At 38.0% G+C, this 19,060-nt stretch carries 14 protein-coding genes and 2 tRNA genes; 11 read left to right on the forward strand and 5 right to left on the reverse strand.

Annotation, left to right across the window (positions count from 1 at the left end):
- The first annotated feature begins 70 nt into the window (after positions 1-70).
- The 7 genes from AC21OH_RS02115 to AC21OH_RS02145 all read left to right on the forward strand — a co-directional run bounded on the left by AC21OH_RS02115 (position 71) and on the right by AC21OH_RS02145 (position 9,673).
- Positions 71-1,477: a bifunctional folylpolyglutamate synthase/dihydrofolate synthase gene (locus AC21OH_RS02115; protein ID WP_487370994.1), complete on the forward strand. Its 1,407-nt coding sequence runs from the start codon at positions 71-73 to the stop codon at positions 1,475-1,477.
- A 113-nt stretch (positions 1,478-1,590) separates the two neighbouring features.
- The gene (gene gspE, locus AC21OH_RS02120) at positions 1,591-3,150 is read left to right on the forward strand and encodes a type II secretion system ATPase GspE (protein ID WP_487370993.1); all 1,560 of its coding nucleotides are present in this window, start codon (positions 1,591-1,593) and stop codon (positions 3,148-3,150) included.
- A 358-nt stretch (positions 3,151-3,508) separates the two neighbouring features.
- Positions 3,509-5,131, forward strand: coding sequence for a TolC family protein (locus AC21OH_RS02125; protein WP_487371521.1), 1,623 nt, complete (start codon positions 3,509-3,511; stop codon positions 5,129-5,131).
- A 155-nt stretch (positions 5,132-5,286) separates the two neighbouring features.
- Positions 5,287-8,085: a type I secretion system permease/ATPase gene (locus tag AC21OH_RS02130; protein WP_487371522.1), complete on the forward strand. Its 2,799-nt coding sequence runs from the start codon at positions 5,287-5,289 to the stop codon at positions 8,083-8,085.
- Between the two features lie 2 nt (positions 8,086-8,087).
- A complete protein-coding gene (locus tag AC21OH_RS02135) occupies positions 8,088-9,257 on the forward strand; it encodes a beta-barrel domain-containing protein (protein ID WP_486535948.1) in 1,170 nt (389 codons plus the stop codon).
- A 209-nt stretch (positions 9,258-9,466) separates the two neighbouring features.
- Positions 9,467-9,542 (forward strand) — tRNA-Val (locus tag AC21OH_RS02140).
- 54 nt (positions 9,543-9,596) lie between these two features.
- A tRNA-Asp gene (locus AC21OH_RS02145) sits at positions 9,597-9,673 on the forward strand.
- Between the two features lie 223 nt (positions 9,674-9,896).
- Here AC21OH_RS02145 and AC21OH_RS02150 read toward each other — a convergent pair.
- Entirely contained in the window at positions 9,897-10,478 is a 582-nt protein-coding gene (locus AC21OH_RS02150) for an Rrf2 family transcriptional regulator (RefSeq protein WP_487371523.1), read from the reverse strand.
- A gap of 217 nt (positions 10,479-10,695) precedes the next feature.
- On the opposite strand from AC21OH_RS02150, the gene AC21OH_RS02155 reads away from it, so the two are divergent.
- Entirely contained in the window at positions 10,696-11,136 is a 441-nt protein-coding gene (locus AC21OH_RS02155) for a CopD family protein (protein ID WP_487371524.1), read from the forward strand.
- A 135-nt stretch (positions 11,137-11,271) separates the two neighbouring features.
- Here AC21OH_RS02155 and AC21OH_RS02160 read toward each other — a convergent pair whose 3' ends face one another.
- On the reverse strand, positions 11,272-12,504 hold the full coding sequence (locus AC21OH_RS02160) for an NnrS family protein (protein ID WP_487371525.1): 1,233 nt from the start codon (positions 12,502-12,504) through the stop codon (positions 11,272-11,274).
- A 400-nt stretch (positions 12,505-12,904) separates the two neighbouring features.
- Here AC21OH_RS02160 and AC21OH_RS02165 point away from each other — a divergent pair, with 400 nt between their 5' ends.
- The gene (locus tag AC21OH_RS02165) at positions 12,905-13,723 is read left to right on the forward strand and encodes a HesA/MoeB/ThiF family protein (RefSeq protein WP_487370629.1); all 819 of its coding nucleotides are present in this window, start codon (positions 12,905-12,907) and stop codon (positions 13,721-13,723) included.
- 97 nt (positions 13,724-13,820) lie between these two features.
- Here AC21OH_RS02165 and AC21OH_RS02170 read toward each other — a convergent pair whose 3' ends face one another.
- Both AC21OH_RS02170 and aroQ read right to left on the reverse strand, forming a co-directional pair.
- Positions 13,821-15,119: an ABC1 kinase family protein gene (locus AC21OH_RS02170; protein WP_487370628.1), complete on the reverse strand. Its 1,299-nt coding sequence runs from the start codon at positions 15,117-15,119 to the stop codon at positions 13,821-13,823.
- Positions 15,120-15,217: 98 nt separating this feature from the next.
- Positions 15,218-15,715 (reverse strand): type II 3-dehydroquinate dehydratase, encoded by a 498-nt coding sequence (gene aroQ, locus AC21OH_RS02175; protein WP_486535942.1) that lies wholly within the window; start codon positions 15,713-15,715, stop codon positions 15,218-15,220.
- A gap of 498 nt (positions 15,716-16,213) precedes the next feature.
- Between aroQ and AC21OH_RS02180 the strand changes: the two genes are divergently transcribed.
- Positions 16,214-16,429: a cold-shock protein gene (locus tag AC21OH_RS02180; protein ID WP_486535941.1), complete on the forward strand. Its 216-nt coding sequence runs from the start codon at positions 16,214-16,216 to the stop codon at positions 16,427-16,429.
- A gap of 390 nt (positions 16,430-16,819) precedes the next feature.
- A complete protein-coding gene (locus AC21OH_RS02185; protein WP_487370627.1) occupies positions 16,820-17,971 on the forward strand; it encodes a DEAD/DEAH box helicase in 1,152 nt (383 codons plus the stop codon).
- Positions 17,972-18,002: 31 nt separating this feature from the next.
- On the opposite strand, the gene AC21OH_RS02190 is transcribed toward AC21OH_RS02185, so the two are convergent.
- Positions 18,003-18,977 (reverse strand): sulfite exporter TauE/SafE family protein, encoded by a 975-nt coding sequence (locus tag AC21OH_RS02190; RefSeq protein WP_487370626.1) that lies wholly within the window; start codon positions 18,975-18,977, stop codon positions 18,003-18,005.
- Between the last annotated feature and the right edge of the window lie 83 nt (positions 18,978-19,060).

Here is a 19,060-nt window from a genome sequence, read left to right on the forward strand (position 1 = left end):
ATTACCAATTTGATTTCTTAAGCCATATTTAAACAAAATCGACGTCTTATTTATCTTACCGAGAAAATCTGTGACCATACCGCCTGTTTTTACTCCAAACCAAGCTAGTTCGTTATCGGATTGGCTTAATTATATACAGCAAATTCACGTATCTGCCATTGATATGGGGCTGTCTCGTGTCATTCCTGTTGCTGATACGTTAGGGTTAATCCAAAGCGCCAAACAAGATGCTTATGTATTTACGGTTGCTGGCACCAATGGAAAAGGATCAACGACGGCAGTGATCAGTGAGGTATGCCAACATGCAGGCTATAAAACAGCATTGTATCAATCTCCGCACATTATAGATTTTAATGAACGAGTGCGTATCAATGGTGAGCCTGTAGGTGATCAGGTCTTAGTTGATGCAATTTACGAGGTTGAAAAAGCTCGGCTTGAGTGCAATTTAACGTTATCGTTTTTTGAGATGACGACACTAGCCGCCATGCTCATTTTTGCTCAGGCCAATTGTGATGTGTGGGTGCTAGAGGTAGGCCTTGGTGGGCGCTTGGATGTGGTGAATATTATTGATCCTGATTTGGCAGTTATTACCAATATAGGTATCGATCATGTGGATTGGCTTGGGGATAATCGAGAAAAGATAGGGTACGAGAAGGCAGGCATATTACGTGACTCTATTCCTTTAATCTATGGTGAAACGGATATGCCTGATTCTGTAACCGTCAAAATAAAAGACGGTCATAATACCTGTTATCAATTTGATAAAGACTATAGTTATATCGATCTAGGTGACAAGAGCAATCATGCTGATAAAAGCAATCAAGGTGATAAAAGCAATCAAGGTGATAAAAGCATTCAAGCAGATAAAAGTAGTCAAGCCGAAAAATGGCTATTTAGCAGTGCTCACATTACCATGCTATTACCAAAACCTGTGTTATCCTTAGTCAATACTACCAATGCTATATCGGCATTATTAGCAAGCCAACTTAATATTACCCAGCAGCACATCGAGTCTGCTTTAGCAGAAGTTTCATTAGCAGGACGCTTTGACGATAGGCACATTGCCAATCGTAACTGGATGTTTGATGTGGCTCATAATGAGCGTGGCATGGAGTTTCTGTTAGACCAATTTGCTCCATTGTGGGAACAGCACAAACAAACTTACCCAGCTTCAAGCTTGCATTTAGTATTTTCGATGCTTGAGGATAAAGACATTGCGCAAGTCGTAAATCTATTGGTAAACAGTCATATAGAAATTAAACAATGGCACATCGCCCAGATTGATCATCCACGAGCGGCTTCTGTAGAATGCTTACTCAAAGTATTGAAACAATATGGTCAATCTAGTGTGATAGAGTATGAGTCACTGCCTCATGCTCGAGACTCAGTCATAAAGAATACGACAGCTGAGGATTTGATCTTAGTGTGTGGCTCATTTCATACCATTGGAGAAGTTTTAAAAGATTTCAATGAATAAATTGCACTATGATACTATTTATTTAAATTGAGTCTTTTTATTTATATCGAGTCTTTTTGTGTGTAAATTCTTCTGTAGTAGTCGGGTATTTCATCAAAATAAGTAATTAAATCATGTCATTTTTACCCTATAGTTTCGCCAAACGTCATCAAATCTTATTAGTTCCTTCTATCGATGTGACGGTTTCGCCAACACTCTTGTTTACAGAAGCCACACCCGTTAATGCAATTAATGAAGCCATTCATTTCGTCTCAAGTCAAAGTGGCGGAATGAAGCCTGACCTCGTTAGTGTCAGTGGTACTGAGCTTGAGCAAAAAATGAACACGGCATATGCCAGTAATACAGGAGAGTCGCAGCATATTGCGGCAGGGCTTGAAGATCATCCAGATTTGGTTAGTTTGGCCGAAAGTGTGCCTGAAACTGAGGATTTAATGGATAGCCAAGATGATGCTCCTATTATTCGACTGATTAACGCCCTATTATCTGAAGCCATTCGCCTAAACGCTTCAGACATACATATTGAAACGTTCGAAAAAAGATTATCAGTGCGCTTTAGAGTAGATGGAGAGCTTAAAGAAATAGTGAGTCCAAAACGTCAATTGGCGCCGCTTTTAGTGTCACGTATAAAAGTTATGGCCAAGCTCGATATTGCTGAAAAGCGCATACCACAAGATGGGCGTATTAGTTTGCGTTTAGCAGGACGAGAGGTTGATGTTAGGGTATCTACACTACCTTCAAGCTTTGGCGAGCGCGTAGTTATGCGTTTGCTTGATAAGCAGGCAGGACGCCTAAACATGACCTACCTTGGGTTAGATGACAAAGACTACGAACAGCTCAGAAAGCTCATATATAGACCTCATGGAATAATATTGGTGACGGGCCCCACAGGCTCTGGTAAAACTACTACCCTGTATGCGGCATTAACCGACTTAAATGATCAAACGCGAAATATTTTAACCGCAGAAGATCCAATCGAATTTCAACTTGATGGCATTGGTCAAACTCAGGTCAATACAAAAGTAGACATGACTTTTGCTCGAAGTTTACGCGCCATGCTACGCCAAGATCCAGATGTGGTTATGGTTGGTGAGATACGTGATTTAGAAACCGCTGAAATTGCCGTGCAGGCATCGCTAACAGGTCATCTTGTTTTATCCACCTTACATACCAATACCGCCATTGGTGCAATGACTCGCCTGCAAGATATGGGCGTTGAGCCATTCTTATTATCCTCATCATTAATCGGAGTAGTCGCTCAGCGTTTGGTACGCACATTGTGCCCGCATTGCCATACATGGAAATCAGCTGATCCAGTTCAAGCTGAATTGTTTGCTAATATTAAACATCACCAGCCTGAATTAATAAATTCACATAATATGTCAGACAATACCTTATTATTACCCATATCTGTGGGGTGCGAGTTATGCAATCATTCAGGTTATAAGGGGCGTACCGCAATATACGAAGTCGTGCCCGTTGATGACACATTACGGCGTATGATTCATAGCGGTTCCGCAGAGTTTCTATTAGAAGAATATGCTAGGAAACTAACGCCTTCAATACGTGATGATGGCTTAAAAAAGGTTCTTAAAGGAAAAACATCTTTAGAAGAGGTTTTGAGAGTGACTAAAAACTCTGAAGGGTCTAAAAATGAAGCTTTGGAATTATTATAACGTCGTACTTTAAGTCAGAGATAAATATAGATTAAATTTAGTTTAACTGGAATAATTTTTATTTAAATTTAAGATAGTATGGTAAAGATTAATAATTGAATTTATTAAAATTAGCATAACTGGTTTAATTTATCTTCTTAGTCGTTTAAACTGTTTAAAAAATATTACAAATATTTAAACCCTATTTAATTTACTTTGTATTGGTATTGGTCAACAATTTCAAAGCAATTGATGTAAAATCATATAATTAAATCATTCGTTAAGTAATACTTATAGATTCTTATCGCTAGATTATGTTCTTAAATAAGTATATTAACCTCATTATGTATTAACCTTAATTAAATAAGTTCACAGAATTATGATACTTAGATCAAAAACCGGAAATAGTCATATAACTAAGAAAATTATATTATCTTTAAGCTTTATGACAGGCGTAGCTGCAACAGCTTATGCTGATACTTCTTTAACTGATGTTACGGTTAATACATTAATTTCACAGGCGATTGAGACGCATCCCTTGGTAGGAGCTGCGCGAGCTGAACGTGACGCCACCGCAGAAGGGGTCACTGCCGCTAAGTTAAATGTGCTACCCACGCCAAGCTTTACCACTAATTATGATGACAACAATGATATTGTCTCTGAGGTTGCTCTTAGACAACCTTTATGGACGGGGGGTCAGTTAACAGCTAATGTCAATCAAGCAATATTTGATGACAAAGCGGCTATTGAGTATGTGTTTGAGCAACAGAACCAAGTTGCAAAAACTACCATTGAAGCATGGCAAACTTATATAACTGCTGTTGCCCAGCAGCGCGTTTATGTAGGCACATTAGAGCAACTATTTAACTTTGAACAAATGATGAAACGCCGTGTTAATCAAGGCGTATCTGCACGTATTGAGCTTGATTTAGTTGGTAATCGTATTCTACAAGAGCAAAATGCTTATGAAGCGGCTGTTGAGCAGCAGCGAATTGCGGCAGCACGTTTGGAACAAATTATTGGTCGTCCAATTACTAAAGGAAGTGAGTATAACGTTCCTAAACTTAAAGTATTGTCCGATAGAGCTATAGAATCGTCTTTGAATTTTGAGCAATTGGCATTTGGCGACAATAGTTTCTACAATCCGTCAGTTGTCAGAGAATTCTTTCAAATTGAAGCCGCCAAACAAGAAGTTAAAGCGCAAAATGCTGCAAAATATCCCACTGTCTTTGCTGAATATAAACACACATACGATCATGATGAAAGTGAAGATGATGGTCAGTTTTATGTGGGTTTAAACTATCAACCAGGCGCAGGGTTTTCTAACTTTGCCTTAACTCGTGCATCTCAAGCAAGAGTCAATAGTCTCATTCAGAATCAAGAAGCCGCACGCCGTGATGTCATGGAAGACATTCAAATTCAATATCAACAATTTAATAGCGCAAAAAGCCGAGAACAGGCTTTGATCGCGGCGGTAGCTGGGGCACAAATCGTTGTTAGCTCTTACCAGCGCCAATTTAAAGCAGGTCGTAAATCTTGGTTAGAGGTTTTAAACGCAGTCAGAGAACTTAGTGGCTATGAAATACAGCTCGTCCAAGTGCGTGCTGATATTTTGGCTTCTTTTTATAAACTGCAAGTCGATTTTGGACTGATGCCTTGGCAGCAGTTTGAGCGTAATCGAGAGCCGGTTAAATTGTTCAAAGTCACAGATACCGTAAAAGAATGGATAGACGTAGATCGAAGCTCGCTTAATCGCCCATTTGCTAATAGTAATAGTGAAGTCATTCAAGATGATAAGGTATATGGTTATGTAGAGCCTGAGACGGCTATTTATGTTGAATCTGATTCCGCTGTTGAACCGACTATAGATACGGATGTATCTATTGAAAGTGTGGGTGAAAGTAGCAGTGTAAATAGTAGCCAAAACGTCGGTCGAAAAGTAAATTATACAGACGTACAAATTATAAATGATGATACAATTATTTTATTTGAGGAAGAATAGCTTAAGCTTGTATTAGCTTATACAAAGTATTGTTAATACTCATTCAGATAAGAACCTTAATCAAACGCATTGTTTGAAAAATACCGATGATAAGCCTATAAGACTATTATTCGATACTCACGAGTTAGCAATTTTAATAATTATAAGTAGATATTATGAATGATAACCAAAATACATCAAATTATAATGAAGGTGATGGTTTGGAATCACAAGGGGACCTAGTCGTTAATACCCCTGAACAGTCGACAGCTCAAACACTTGCAGATGCCTTAAAACATATGCTTGGGCATCAAGGGTATCCTATCGATAACATTCGACTACAAGATGTTATACGCAAACAAGATACTGCTAGAGCCAACAAAGAAGGTAGAGGTATCAATACTCTGGGCGGTATAGTTAGAGTATTAAATGGACTTGGTATTGAAGAGGCGCCTGAAATATTAGAGCAGCCAGATCCAGCTTTTATGCCACTTTTAGCCTATCACAAACGTTATGGATGGGGTGTTTTGGATGGTCAAACGCCTCAAGGTGCCTGGAACTTACGTCAAGAAACTCAAAACCATTCTGTACAAACCTCAGATATTAATCTAATACTACGTTTACGACTCAAAGACGATCATATATTAAAACGCACGGCTTCTTTTACTGACCTATTGAAAAAAGACTTATTTAATTATAAAGGTGTGGTTATCGAAGCCGTAGTTGCTTCATTTCTCATCAACTTCCTTGCCTTGGCGGTCTCGTTATTCTCATTACAAGTCTATGACCGCGTTATTCCTACTCGTGCAGTGAGCACCTTAGTTATTTTAGCGAGTGGGGTGGCGTTATTTATATTATTCGAAGCATTCATGAAGTTTGCACGTTCTCGAATTATGGATAAGGTAGTTGTCGGCTTAGATCAATATTTATCTCGTGAAGTCTTTCAACGTCTTTTACGCGTTCGTATCGACCAGATGCCAGGATCTGTGGGATCAATGGCTGCTCAATTAAGAGGCTATGAACAAGTACGAAGTTTCTTTACGGCAAGTACCTTATTTGGTTTGGTTGATTTACCAATGACGATCATCTTCTTAGTATTGATTGCCTACATTGGTGCACCCGTAGTGGCTTTGATCCCAATTATCGCAGCCGCTATTGCGATTACAATGGGTTTAAGCGCCAGAAAGAAGATTGATACTATTGCTGCTGAAGGCGCTTCGGCGTCCTACTATAAGACGGGTTTGTTGGTAGAGACAGTAGAAGGCGTTGAAACAATAAAAGCTGGTTCTGGTAGCTGGAAGTTCTTATCACGTTGGTTAGATGTCATGAATGTCACAATCAAAAATGATTTGGATATGAAGCATGCCAATGACAACTTAAGTTATTTCTCACAAATGCTACAACAGGCCAGTTATGTAGGTATCGTCATTACGGGTGCATTTGTCGTAATGAATGGTGATATGACCATGGGTGGTTTGATTGCTTGTTCTATTTTGGGGGGGAGGGTATTAGCACCTGTGATGGCCATCCCTAATCTGCTTGTTCAGTATTCGCATGCAAAAGCTGCTAAGAGTATGATTGAGGCAATTTTTGCCTTAGAACAAGACAACCATGGGGTCAACTATCCGTTATCTCCAACTAAAATTAGAGGACATTATCAATGTGATAATTTAGTGTTCAATTATGCTGATAATGATCGTCCCGCAATTACCGTTGAAAAATTAGTGATTCAACCTGGTGAAAGAATAGCAGTGTTAGGTCCAATTGGTTCAGGCAAATCCACATTATTAAAACTCCTTTCAGGATTGTATGCGCCAACCTCTGGACGATTGTTGCTTGATGGATTAGATATTCAGCAAATTAGCCGTGAAGCACTGAGTGAGCAAGTGGGTTATTTGCAACAAGATCACCGATTGTTTCAAGGCACCTTACGTGAAAACCTGCTCATTGGTATGCCTGCACCTAAAGATGATGTGCTATATGACGCATTACAGAAAACAGGACTAATTAATTTAGTAGCCAATCATTCAAGTGGACTTGATTTGCTCATCAGTGAAGGGGGGCGCGGATTATCAGGCGGTCAGAAACAATTAGTGGCCTTTACACGCTTATTATTGACCAAACCTTCAGTGATGTTAATTGATGAGCCCACCGCTTCGATGGATAATCGACAGGAACAGCGCTGTCTTCAAGTATTACGAGAAGAGCTACAAGATGGACAAACTTTCGTTGTGTCTACACATAAAACTGCCCTGCTAGATTTGGTTGATCGCATCATTATTATGGATAATCATAAGATCGTTATGGATGGTGCAAAAGATGCCGTACTTGAACAGCTTATGCAAAAAGAGCAAGCCAAGAAAGAGGGCGCGCTTTCGAAATTAGAGAATTTAAATGCAGGTCAAAAAACTTTAGCGGATTCTCCGGCCACGCCACCCAATCCGAATGAACCGCAGACCCCTCAAAGCAAAGGTCCTAGTAATAATTCCAATCAGTCACGCGCGTCAGCAGACTCCGCTAATAGCAAAAATAGAATTAATAAAATATCTATTACTCCAGCAACTGCGAATTCTGCAAAGCAAACGACGACTAAGACTAGTAATGGTACAAATCCAGCTAAAACTGGAGTATCTGGCTCTGTTATAAAGGGTGCTGGACAAGGTAATGCTGGACAAGGTGGCGCGCGAGCCGCTACACCTAATAAATCAAAAGCAGCACCAAAACCAAAACCAAAAGTTGAGATTAAAGCAGTCTCAGAAAAGCAAGCCAATAGCGGTAGTAATATTGGTACTAATAGTCAATCGGCTGCTGAAAAAAGTAGCACATCAACAAATCACTCAATAAAAATTAATGCGACCAAAACTGATACAATTGCACATAATACTGCCACTCAAGCCAATCCAAACAGCGTTAAAAAAGATAAGCCTCGGATTTCAAAAAATATTGTTGTAAAACCTAAAATGGAAGAGAAGTAAACATGTCTGACTACCAATACAAACCAACGAAACCTAAAGTTGGCCGGGCTCGTTTAAGTATATGGATTGCCGTAGCTGGCATTATCATACTTTTGATTTGGGCTTCTTTTGCTAAGATTGATCAGGTAACACGCGCCAAAGCAACTGTTATTGCCAGTGATAGAACTCAAGAAGTTCAAGCATCTGAAGGTGGGGTTTTAACCGATATTTTAGTATCAGAGGGTGATGATGTTGAAAAAGGCCAATTGTTGGTCGTATTGGAAGATGAACGTGCTCAGGCAGCCGTGGATAACTCAGCGACCAAAATTGCCGCACTACAAGCCAAAGTAGCAAGACTACAAGCTGAAATATTTGACCGTCGTCTCGAGTTTCCTGAAGGGATGGACAAATATCCTGATTATGTGCGAAATCAGACTGAGCTTTATAACCGTAGAAGGCAAGCTATCAATGAAGAGGTTTCATCGTTAGAAAAAATGCTGGTTCTTGCCAATCAAGAACTTAAAATGAACGAGCCTTTATTGGTTCATGGAGATGTTAGCCAAGCGGATGTGATTAAATTACGTCGTCAAGTAGCTGATTTAGAAGCTCAAATAAATAACAAACAAAATAAATACTTTGAGGAAGCTCAAGCTGAAATCACCAAAGCTCAAGAAGATCTTGATGCTGAGCTTGAGCAGATGCGCGATCGGGCCCAGGTCCTTGAAGAAAAACGCTTATTATCTCCCCAAGATGGTAAGGTTAATAGCATCAATGTTACAACAATCGGTGGTGTGGTTAAACCTGGTGAAGTGATTATGGAATTACTGCCTACTAGCAGTGATCTTATCGTTCAAGCTCAAGTGAGCCCCGCTGATATTGCTTATGTTAAAGAAGGTCAAGCTGCTTCTGTCAAACTAGATGCCTACGATTTCTCAATTTTTGGTGCGATGAATGGTACTGTGATCTATATCAGTCCAGATACCCTAATTGAAAAGACTCCAAAAGGAGAGGAGCCTTACTACAGAGTATTGATTAAGATTGGTAAAGCTGAGTTTGCGGATCGTGGTGACGAGATTGTTATTAAGCCAGGTATGACGGCTAGTGTGGATATTAAGGCTATGGAGCGCACAGTATTGTCGTACTTAACTAAGCCTATTACCAAAACTTTATCAGAAGGCTTAGGAGAGCGTTAATATCAGCATTAATTGAGGGTTGTGTATTTAATTGCATATTGATCAAAGTGAATACAACACATTTAAAACCTAATTAATTTTTAAATAATGTTTGACACCAAATCTTAATTCTATATAATACACATCCACAGAGCGGGAACTTAGCTTTAATAAAGCGCAGTTTGGCTCTTGCGAACCTAAAATTGCAGTTCAATTTTTAACGGTTCTTAGGGTGATTAGCTCAGTTGGTAGAGCGTCTGCCTTACACGCAGAATGTCGGCGGTTCGAATCCGTCATCACCCACCACTTATTGCTATTTATACTAATAGCAAAGTGGCTTAATATAGTTATACGACCTAAGCAGCGGTAGTTCAGTTGGTTAGAATACCGGCCTGTCACGCCGGGGGTCGCGGGTTCGAGTCCCGTCCGCTGCGCCATATTTAAAACTAGTTTTTTAAACAAAGTTTCAACCCTAGGTATTAAGTTATCTAGGGTTTTTTTGTGGACAGTGTTATGTAATAGTTGATTGGTGTCTCTAGTAAAGATATCTATCTACTAAACAGTTAAGTTCTCAATCCCTTGAAGCTTACGCAAGTAGATGTTAAGTTCGGTTATTCTATAATTATTTTATAATTCTATGTCTATAGATTCTTACTATAGCTATTCGTTAGTACCATTGAGCTTTAATATTTCAATTAAATCTTTTTCATTTGCGACGATGTCAGCTAAAGTATAACTTAGTATCACTTGAATGAAAGCTTGGGTTGCTTCTTCAAATACATATTTAAGTTTGCATACGGGGCTAATTTCACACTGTTCAGTAGTTGATCTAATGGATAGTTTAGTTGAAGTATTAGAGCTTGGTGATGGTTTGGACGCTATTGAAGTTTTAGAAGCTATTGAAGATTTATCAGATATTAAGTTCTCTGACAAATAGCTAGGCTTATTGGTTTGATATTCAAAGCAGGGTACCACATAAAAGTCAGCCTCAGTATGACGAATCACCTCACCTAGGTTGATGTCTTTAGGGTCTTTAAATAAACGAATGCCCCCATTTTTGCCCCGTATACTCTGTATGTATCCAAGTTTGGCCAGATGATGAATAATTTTAGTGAGGTGACTTCTCGAAATACAATAACTATTCGCAATATTAGTTATAGTCGCTAACTCTCCTTGTTTTGGGACTATGGCTAAATACATTAGGGTGCTTAAAGCATAATCGCTATAGTTGGTCAAACGCATACAATGTATTCCTATCTAATACCTTTCCTAAAAAACAACCTATCTTTATCAAACTTACTGACCCTACTTTTGTTCGCGTTTGCATTCATTTTTCTCGACAGGGTAATTTAAAGATTTGATATAATATTACATCTAAAAATGTTGAAAGTTATCATAATTATATTTATAAAATTTATAAAACCACCATTGCATTTACTTACCCACAGGTTATAAAAGCATGATTAATTATGTATTGGTCGCTCATTTATTAGGCGCAGCTGTATGGACTGGTGGTCACTTAATATTGTCAATCGTAATTCTACCTAAAGCGCTTAAAAATAAAGAATTATCTAATCTAATGGCATTTGAAGCGCAGTTTGAAAAGGTTGGCATGCCAGCCATAATACTTCAAATACTAACTGGACTATGGATGGCGTATAAAATGATGCCCGAACTATCAATGTGGTTTGGTTTGAACAATGATATTAGTAAGTTGATCGTATTAAAGCTAAGCATATTGCTACTCACTATACTTGTTGCTTTTCTTGCTCGGTTTAGAGTAATTCCAACGTTATCAGTTGATAGGCTTAACTTTTTTGCCATACATATTTTAACCGTGACTTTATTATCCGTAAGTTTTGTCATAGTCGGATCGCTGTTTAGAAAAGGACTGAGTTGATTTTATAAACTATTATAAACGGTTATGAACGGTTATGAACGGTTATGAATAGTCTCATTCTAATCCGAATGTTAAAGAGCAAACTCTAATCCAGCAACCAAAATAACTAGAAGTACCAGTGTATGAATTATAAATTTAACCGAACAAACCATCTTCTCTTTGTTTAGACAGTATAGGCAAGTAACTGATACAGAATAGTACGAAACACATTATCCACAACGTTTGGGCAATCATTATCCACATGATATAATTTTCTATAAATACTAATGGCATGATGACTCTACAGACAAAGACTAGAACCATAAGTATAAAAATATAATTTAAAGTGTTAGGCGGCGTATGAATACTACGTCCAGTATGACCTAAAGACACGCGTGACATCATGGATACGGTCATCATACCCACACCAGATACAGCCAGCGCGTGAACAGCGATGCTGTGGCTAAATCTCATCCAAGGTTGAACTGCAAATAGTATAAAACTAATACACATGCCTAAAAAAGCCACAAATAATGACCAAAGCAAAGGCTTTTGCCATAGCCTATAATGGTACCAACCCATCAATCTAAATAAATTAACAATAGCCACCATACTTGCGCTAATAGTCACAAGATATGGATATGGATAAAATACGTCTGCAATGCTAAATACTAAAAATGAAACCAAACTCAGCACATCTAATACTTTGCTATTTTTAACCGTTATGTCATCATCACTATCGAAACTTAGTCCTCGCGCTATAAAGAAGGGTACCACACGGCGACCAATGGTAAGTACAATGCCCATAACAAGGTACAAGCCCAAATATACCCCAATACGTAAGTAATCTTGATCCTTACTTAAAATACCCAAGTAGCACAAAGCATTACCTATAGTTAGTAATATTAATTTGGAGATAATGCCCATTTGACGATATTGTTTTACGGCAAGTATAGCTTTAATAACCGTCCATGCGCATAAACCTATGAACAGTAAGTCAAACAGCATAGCGATGTATAGCCAGACACTTACTGAACCAATTCCTAATCCTAAAGCTGCCCAGCCAATTCGAGCAATACACCAACAGCTAAATATCGCACCCAATCGATACCCATAGGGCATCATAATGCCCGTCCATGTTTTTACAGCAGTTAATAAAAAGCCTGCAATAATAGCTAATGCGTAACCATATAGCATTTCATGCGCATGCCAATAAAATGGATTAATATGAGTCACATCAATTTGAGTCTTTCCCATAAACACAAATGTCCATAGCAACATGGATACAATAGCAAAGACTGCGCCGGCACTAAAAAATATTCTAAATGATAAGTTTAAAAGTGGGTGTGGTGATGAAGGCTGCTCGTTAGGGGATTGGATCTGAAGCATAGGACACTCTAAAGATATATTTAAAATGAATGTTTATATTAACGTCTACCTCGCTCATTTCATAAACTTTTAGGCGGTTTATTTAACAAAAAACCTTTGCAATAAACGAATATTGCAAAGGTTGAGGATTATAATAGTTATATGTTTTTATTATTGATAAAACTTAAAATTTATATTTATTTAATTTTTGCATTTGTTCAAGTCGAGAATTAAGTATAAAACAAAGTTATTTGAATGTAAACGATAATTATTATCAAATGCAATATGGTGTCATTTAAAATGTTTCATGCTCGAATATAAAACCTTAGTATAATGAGTGGTTAAGTCATGCTAAGACTATAAACTTTGACTATAAGCTTAGACAATTATAAAAATATGAGTATATAGGTTGGATAATAAAGTGAGTTTAAATAAAGACAAAGCCTGCGAGTTGGCATCCGCTTTAAGTGATGAAGAGTTACTGCGCTATTCACGCCAAGTTCTATTAGATGAGTGGGATATAGATGCACAGCAACGTCTTAAATCAAGTATCGTTATTATAATTGGGGCAGGAGGGCTGGGATGTCCTGTTTCTGAAACCTTAACCCGAGCGGGGATAGGATCGTTACATATTATAGATGATGATATGATAGAGATCAGCAATTTACAACGCCAGACCTTATTTATACATAAAGACGTTGGCAAGTATAAAGCAGAAGTAGCGTATCAATCACTACGTGAAATTAATGAATTCACGGCGGTTAGTTTTTCTATCCAACGTATTAAAGATAACAATATCAAAGATGAGCTCAACGCAAAAATTGAAACCAACCAAAATACTCTAATATTGGACTGCACAGATAATTTTGAGATTAGAGAACTATTAAATACGTATTGTGTTGCTAGTGGCATACCGCTATTATCCGCATCTGCAATAGGTATGTCAGGGCAGCTTGCCCTTTATGAGCCTTATAAAAATACAGGGTGCTATAACTGTGTCTTTGGGACAACACTTAGCGCTCAAGATGCAGAATCAGAACAAAGAAATTGCGCAAATTCAGGTGTACTGGCAAGTACAACAACGATAATGGGTAACCTACAAGCCAATGCTGCCTTACAGTACTTAGGTCTGCGCAAGAATGTTTTAAAGGGGGAGTTATTGCTATGGGATGGGCGCTCAATGACTCAAACTAAACTTAGGTACAACCAAGTTAAAAACTGCCCAATATGTACCTTTTAAACCGAAAAAATTAGAAAATTTAGTGGAGTTGGTAGTTTAATAAAATTAGTAGTTTAATAATAATTTATCCGATAAGACGCGATACGATTAACAGACTTTAATAATCAATGTATTCTTTAACTAAAGGGCTAAGGTCTATTTCTACCCCCAAGTTAACCAAATTCCAATACTGGCCAGACAGGGTTCTATCCAGCATCATCGTCGTGGCAGAGGGCTGAAATTGCTTATAATATTTAAGTCCTTTTTTTGCAAGGTCAATCGCCTCTTTATGAACCTCGCTTTTAGCAAAGTTAAAATCCCCTTCGTGATACGGGGGTATGGATAATGGTTTTAGACCGACTGCTAACCAGTCTTGATAAAATTCGCCAGGGATAGTGACATCATCTTCACGGCGTACCCCTAAAGTGACTAAGTCCTGCTCTAAAGCGGTCACATCACCCCTTAAAGCATGACGAGCAAAGCGTCTGAATAATTGAATTTCAGCATCACTGTAACTACGTATTCCGCCAAAGTCGTATGCAATGACACTACCATCTTCCCTAAATGCAAAATTACCTGGATGCGGGTCACAATGCATACGGTACAATTCAAATATTTGACCGGCGCTAAAGTGAAAGAGTTGGGTGGCTATTTTTTGCTTGATATCATTGTCCCAAGTTTGAGCCACGCTAAGTGGTTCACCCATCTCCTCCGTTAAGGTCAATATGCGTCTTGTCGAATGGCTTTTTATAACTTTAGGTATGATTAATCCTGAATCATCGGCATGAAAAGCACCAAATATCGCTAAATTATGAGCTTCTTTAATATAGTCCAATTCATCTTTTAAACTGTTTCGAATCTCATTAAATATCTGGTCTTGTAGCTCACGGCTCATATTTAATACGCCCGCCATCTTCAGTGCCAAACGGACTTGTTTTAAGTCGCTATCACAATTTTTATCCACATCGGGATATTGCACTTTAACCACAACATTTTGACCGTTAGGTAGTGTCGCTTTATGTACTTGTCCTATTGAGGCTGCCGCAAAAGGCACGGTGTCAAAGTTGCTATAAGCCTCATCAATAGGTGTGCCTAGTTCACGCTCTACTTGGGCTTTAATCAAGCCATAAGACATAGCAGGCGCATCTTTTTGTAGCTTCTCTAAAGCAGTTGCTACTTCAGGTGGAAACACGTCTTTGTATTGAGACGCTATTTGACCCACCTTCATGACGGCACCTTTCATCTCGCCTAGTGTCTCAGCGATTTGAATACCAACTTCTTGCATCATTTGAGAGCGTGCGTGAGCGCGTTTTTCCTCATCAATTGATAAGCTTTTGAAGGAGTTTTTAGCGGCTTTACCTGCAATGCTAGCTGTCATACCTGCAAGCTTCATAAAGCGTTTACTCGATGTTGCCATACTTTACTGCCTTTTAATCTTAAACCAATATACTCAATCAATCATATAATCATAATAGAGTTTAAGAATAACTATGTTGTTTTTTTATCAGTTATATTCTAAATAATGTACTTAGACCCTATAAAATAATTAAGCGCCATGTCATACCCTCGGTGTCCTAATCCACAAATTACCCCCTCAGCACGATCACTAAAATATGAATGCGTCCTAAACGGTTCGCGCGCGTGTATATTTGACAGATGCACTTCTACAAAAGGCTTGTCAATAGCTATGAGAGCATCTCGTATACCAATGGAGGTATGGGTGAAGGCCGCAGGATTAATAATAACAGCATCAATTGAATCTTTTTTATCAGCCAGTAGACCATGATATTGGATTTTATCAATTAATTCGCTTTCACTATTTGACTGAAAACATATGACTTCAACATTATGTTTAGCTGCGGTTAGATTTAGCCGAATTTCAATATCTTTAAGTGTGGTGGAGCCATATATATCTGGTTCACGCAAACCCAATAAATTTAGATTAGGACCATTTATAATCAGTATTCGTTTAGGCTCGGTAGAAAGGTTCGTATGAGGCTGAGTCGTAGACATTTATATTCCATCAAATAGCGGGTTTTAAGAGTTAAGTTAGTAATTTTCTAGAATTTTATCGAGCAAGAGAGCATGTCGCGTTTATAAGTAAATTTATTGGTACAATAAATAGTAGATTAACTTGTATGATTTGATATATAAAATACAAATAATAGAATACACATTTTAAAAGTGATTAAATAGCAAAAGTATAATGATTACAAATATATCTAGAGCAATAGGACGCGTTAGTCAATATCAAATGTGAAATAATTGTTAAAATACTTTGTGTTAGCTATAGGGCGTGATATGATTAGTTTTAGATAATAAACGTGTCTATATTGTTACAGTAATAAGTCATCTATACAAAATAGAATCAACTTATTAATTAAATTTAGGCTTGGTCGTATTATCATATGGGTTTACCATATTATCGTACTAGTCAGTTAATAGTTAGCATTTAGTCTAATTACTCCTAGTCTAATTCAATTTTTTTATTAAGTTTTTAGGATATACATTATGTCAGCTCGCGAGCAAGGTACTGTTAAGTGGTTTAATGATTCAAAAGGATTCGGGTTCATTCAGCGTGAAAGTGGCGAAGATATCTTTGTACATTTCCGTGCCATTCAAGGTGATGGTTATCGTTCACTTCAAGATGGTCAAAAGGTAGAATTTACTGTGACTGAAGGTGAAAAAGGCTTGCAAGCTGAAGAAGTTACCAAATTAGACGCTTAATCTTAAAGCGACAAAATTGTAAATTTTTTAATAGTATATTTCTGAGTAAATAGCAAATTTACTGAATTATATTTGTTAGAAATATTTTAACAATAATGACCGATGCATTTAATTCAAGTATTATCGTACTTCGGATTATAGCATCGGTTTTTTATGGTTATTATAGATGGTTATTGCAGATAGTTATTGCAAATGGTTATTAATAATGGTTATTACTAACAGCTACTGAAAATTGCAAGAATTAATAGATAGAATGTTCCACACGCACTAATATTGAGCTAACTTAATCCTAATAATTTTCAACTCATAACTCATAACTCATAACACTTAATCCTTAATTCATAACTTATAATTTATAACTCACAATTCTAACAATATATAGGAAATATAATGGATACGTTCTTAAGATTTGAAGATTTAGGAATAAGTCACAGTATTTTAGAAGCCGTGGAAGATTTAGGATTTAAGGAGCTGACTCCGATTCAAGCCAAAATATTACCTTATACTTTAGCTGGACAGGACGCGATAGGGCAAGCGCAAACAGGCACAGGTAAGACAGCCACTTTCTTGATTACCATCATAGAAACCCTATTAAAAAGACCTTTTGAAGAAAATGAAGCAAGATATCTGGGTGAACCAAGAGCATTGATATTGGCACCTACGCGTGAGCTTGCAAATCAGATTTTTGAGGACGCCCTATTATTAACGAAGCACACAGAGCTACATAGTGTCTGTCTAATGGGTGGTATTGATTATGAAAAGCAGCTATCAGAATTAAATAAAGGATATACAGATATCTTAATTGCAACACCAGGTCGACTGATTGATTTAATTCATAAAAGTCATATTTTCCTAGATAGGATAGAGGCATTTGTGCTGGATGAAGCGGACAGAATGCTAGATATGGGCTTTATTCCTGATATCAAACGTATCATCCGCTATATGCCGGACACTACAGATCGTCAAAGCTTATTATTTTCTGCAACGTTTAATCAAGATGTCATGAATTTAGCTTACAAGTGGCTACTTAATCCTGTTTTCGTTGAAATTGAACCTGAACATAAAACAAGCGATCTTGTTGAGCAGAAGTTCTATCTCACCACTGAAGCAGATAAGTTTAAAGTATTAACTACTATACTACACTCAAATGATGTGGATAAAGTTATTGTTTTCTCGAACCGTAAAGATCAAGTTAAGCGATTATTCAACCGCTTAGGCGCTGATTTTAATGTAGTGATGCTATCTGGTGATGTGGATCAGAATAAACGAGAACGTTATTTAGATAAGTTCAAAAATGGTAAGGCCAAAGTTTTGGTGGCGACCGATGTCGCAGGTCGTGGTATCCATGTTGACGATGTGAGCCATGTCATTAATTATACCCTACCGGACCAACCCGATGATTATGTCCACCGTATAGGGCGTACGGGACGGGCAGGTCAAACGGGTATTAGTATCAGTTTCGTCAGTGAAGATGATGCGTTTAATTTACCTGCCCTCGAAGCGCATTTAGATACAAAAGTTAAAGTAGAACAGTTTAGTTAATACTAGGGCATGGCCCTAGGGCTCGACATTATTAATGCGTCATGTGCTCTGAATGCAATGGTTCATCATACATAGGTTTAGAATGATTGCTGTGTTCTGAATGATTGCTGTGTTCTGAATGTTCAGGCGTCTGTTGCGTTTCTGAAAGCTGATCATTTAAATGCTGATGTTCTGAATCGGATATAGCATTGTCAGTGTTGTGGTGAGCGGCATCATGCTGCATATTGTGTACCTTAAGCTCATCAGTTGTCTGCGCTGTAACTGAATGATGATCCATAGAATGATTCATGGAATGATTCGAATTGGCATGTGCAGAATGCGCGCCATGTCCACCCATTTGCATCATTATCATTGGAATAAAGATAACGGCTAGGCCTGATAAAATCATAATCACGCCATTTAATTGACGCAATCTAAATCGTCCAATTTGCTTACGTAACCAGCCCACAGTCTCGTGCGTCGCTACCAGCATAGGGACGGTACCTAATCCAAAAACAAACATTAATAAAGCGCCTGTGACTAAGTTATTACCGACAACTGCTAATAATAAAGCACCATAAACTAAACCACATGGCAAGAACCCCCAAAGCAGGCCTGCGGATAACGCCCTAGTAAAGCTTGTAATTGGAAAGACCTTTTGACGCAGCGGTGAAAGCTTTTGCCATAACCGCATGCCTATCTTTTCAAGACTGCTAAGATATGGCAAACCTAACATGCTAAAACCAATAAAAACTAAAACAGCACCGAGTAGAATTCTAGGTAGACTATTGCCCACCATTATTGGTTGTAAAACGGCAATGCCTATTAAGCTTGCAATAATGCCTAAAGCCGAATAACTCAATAGACGACCCAGATGATAAGTTGCAATAAGTCCACGTTTTTTAGCTGGGCTAACCTCTTTCATGGATAAACCGAATGCTGTTACCAAGCCGCCGCACATGCCTAGACAATGTGGTGATCCAAAAAACCCCATGGCAAACGCCGCGACCAAAAGAGAAATAGTCATGTAGGTATCCAATATAATGAAGGTAATGAAATAATGCGTTATAAGCTGAAAAATTAGATTATGAAATGCTTTGAGAGGTGTTG

It is taken from the genome of Psychrobacter sp. CX10 (genome assembly GCF_057621575.2).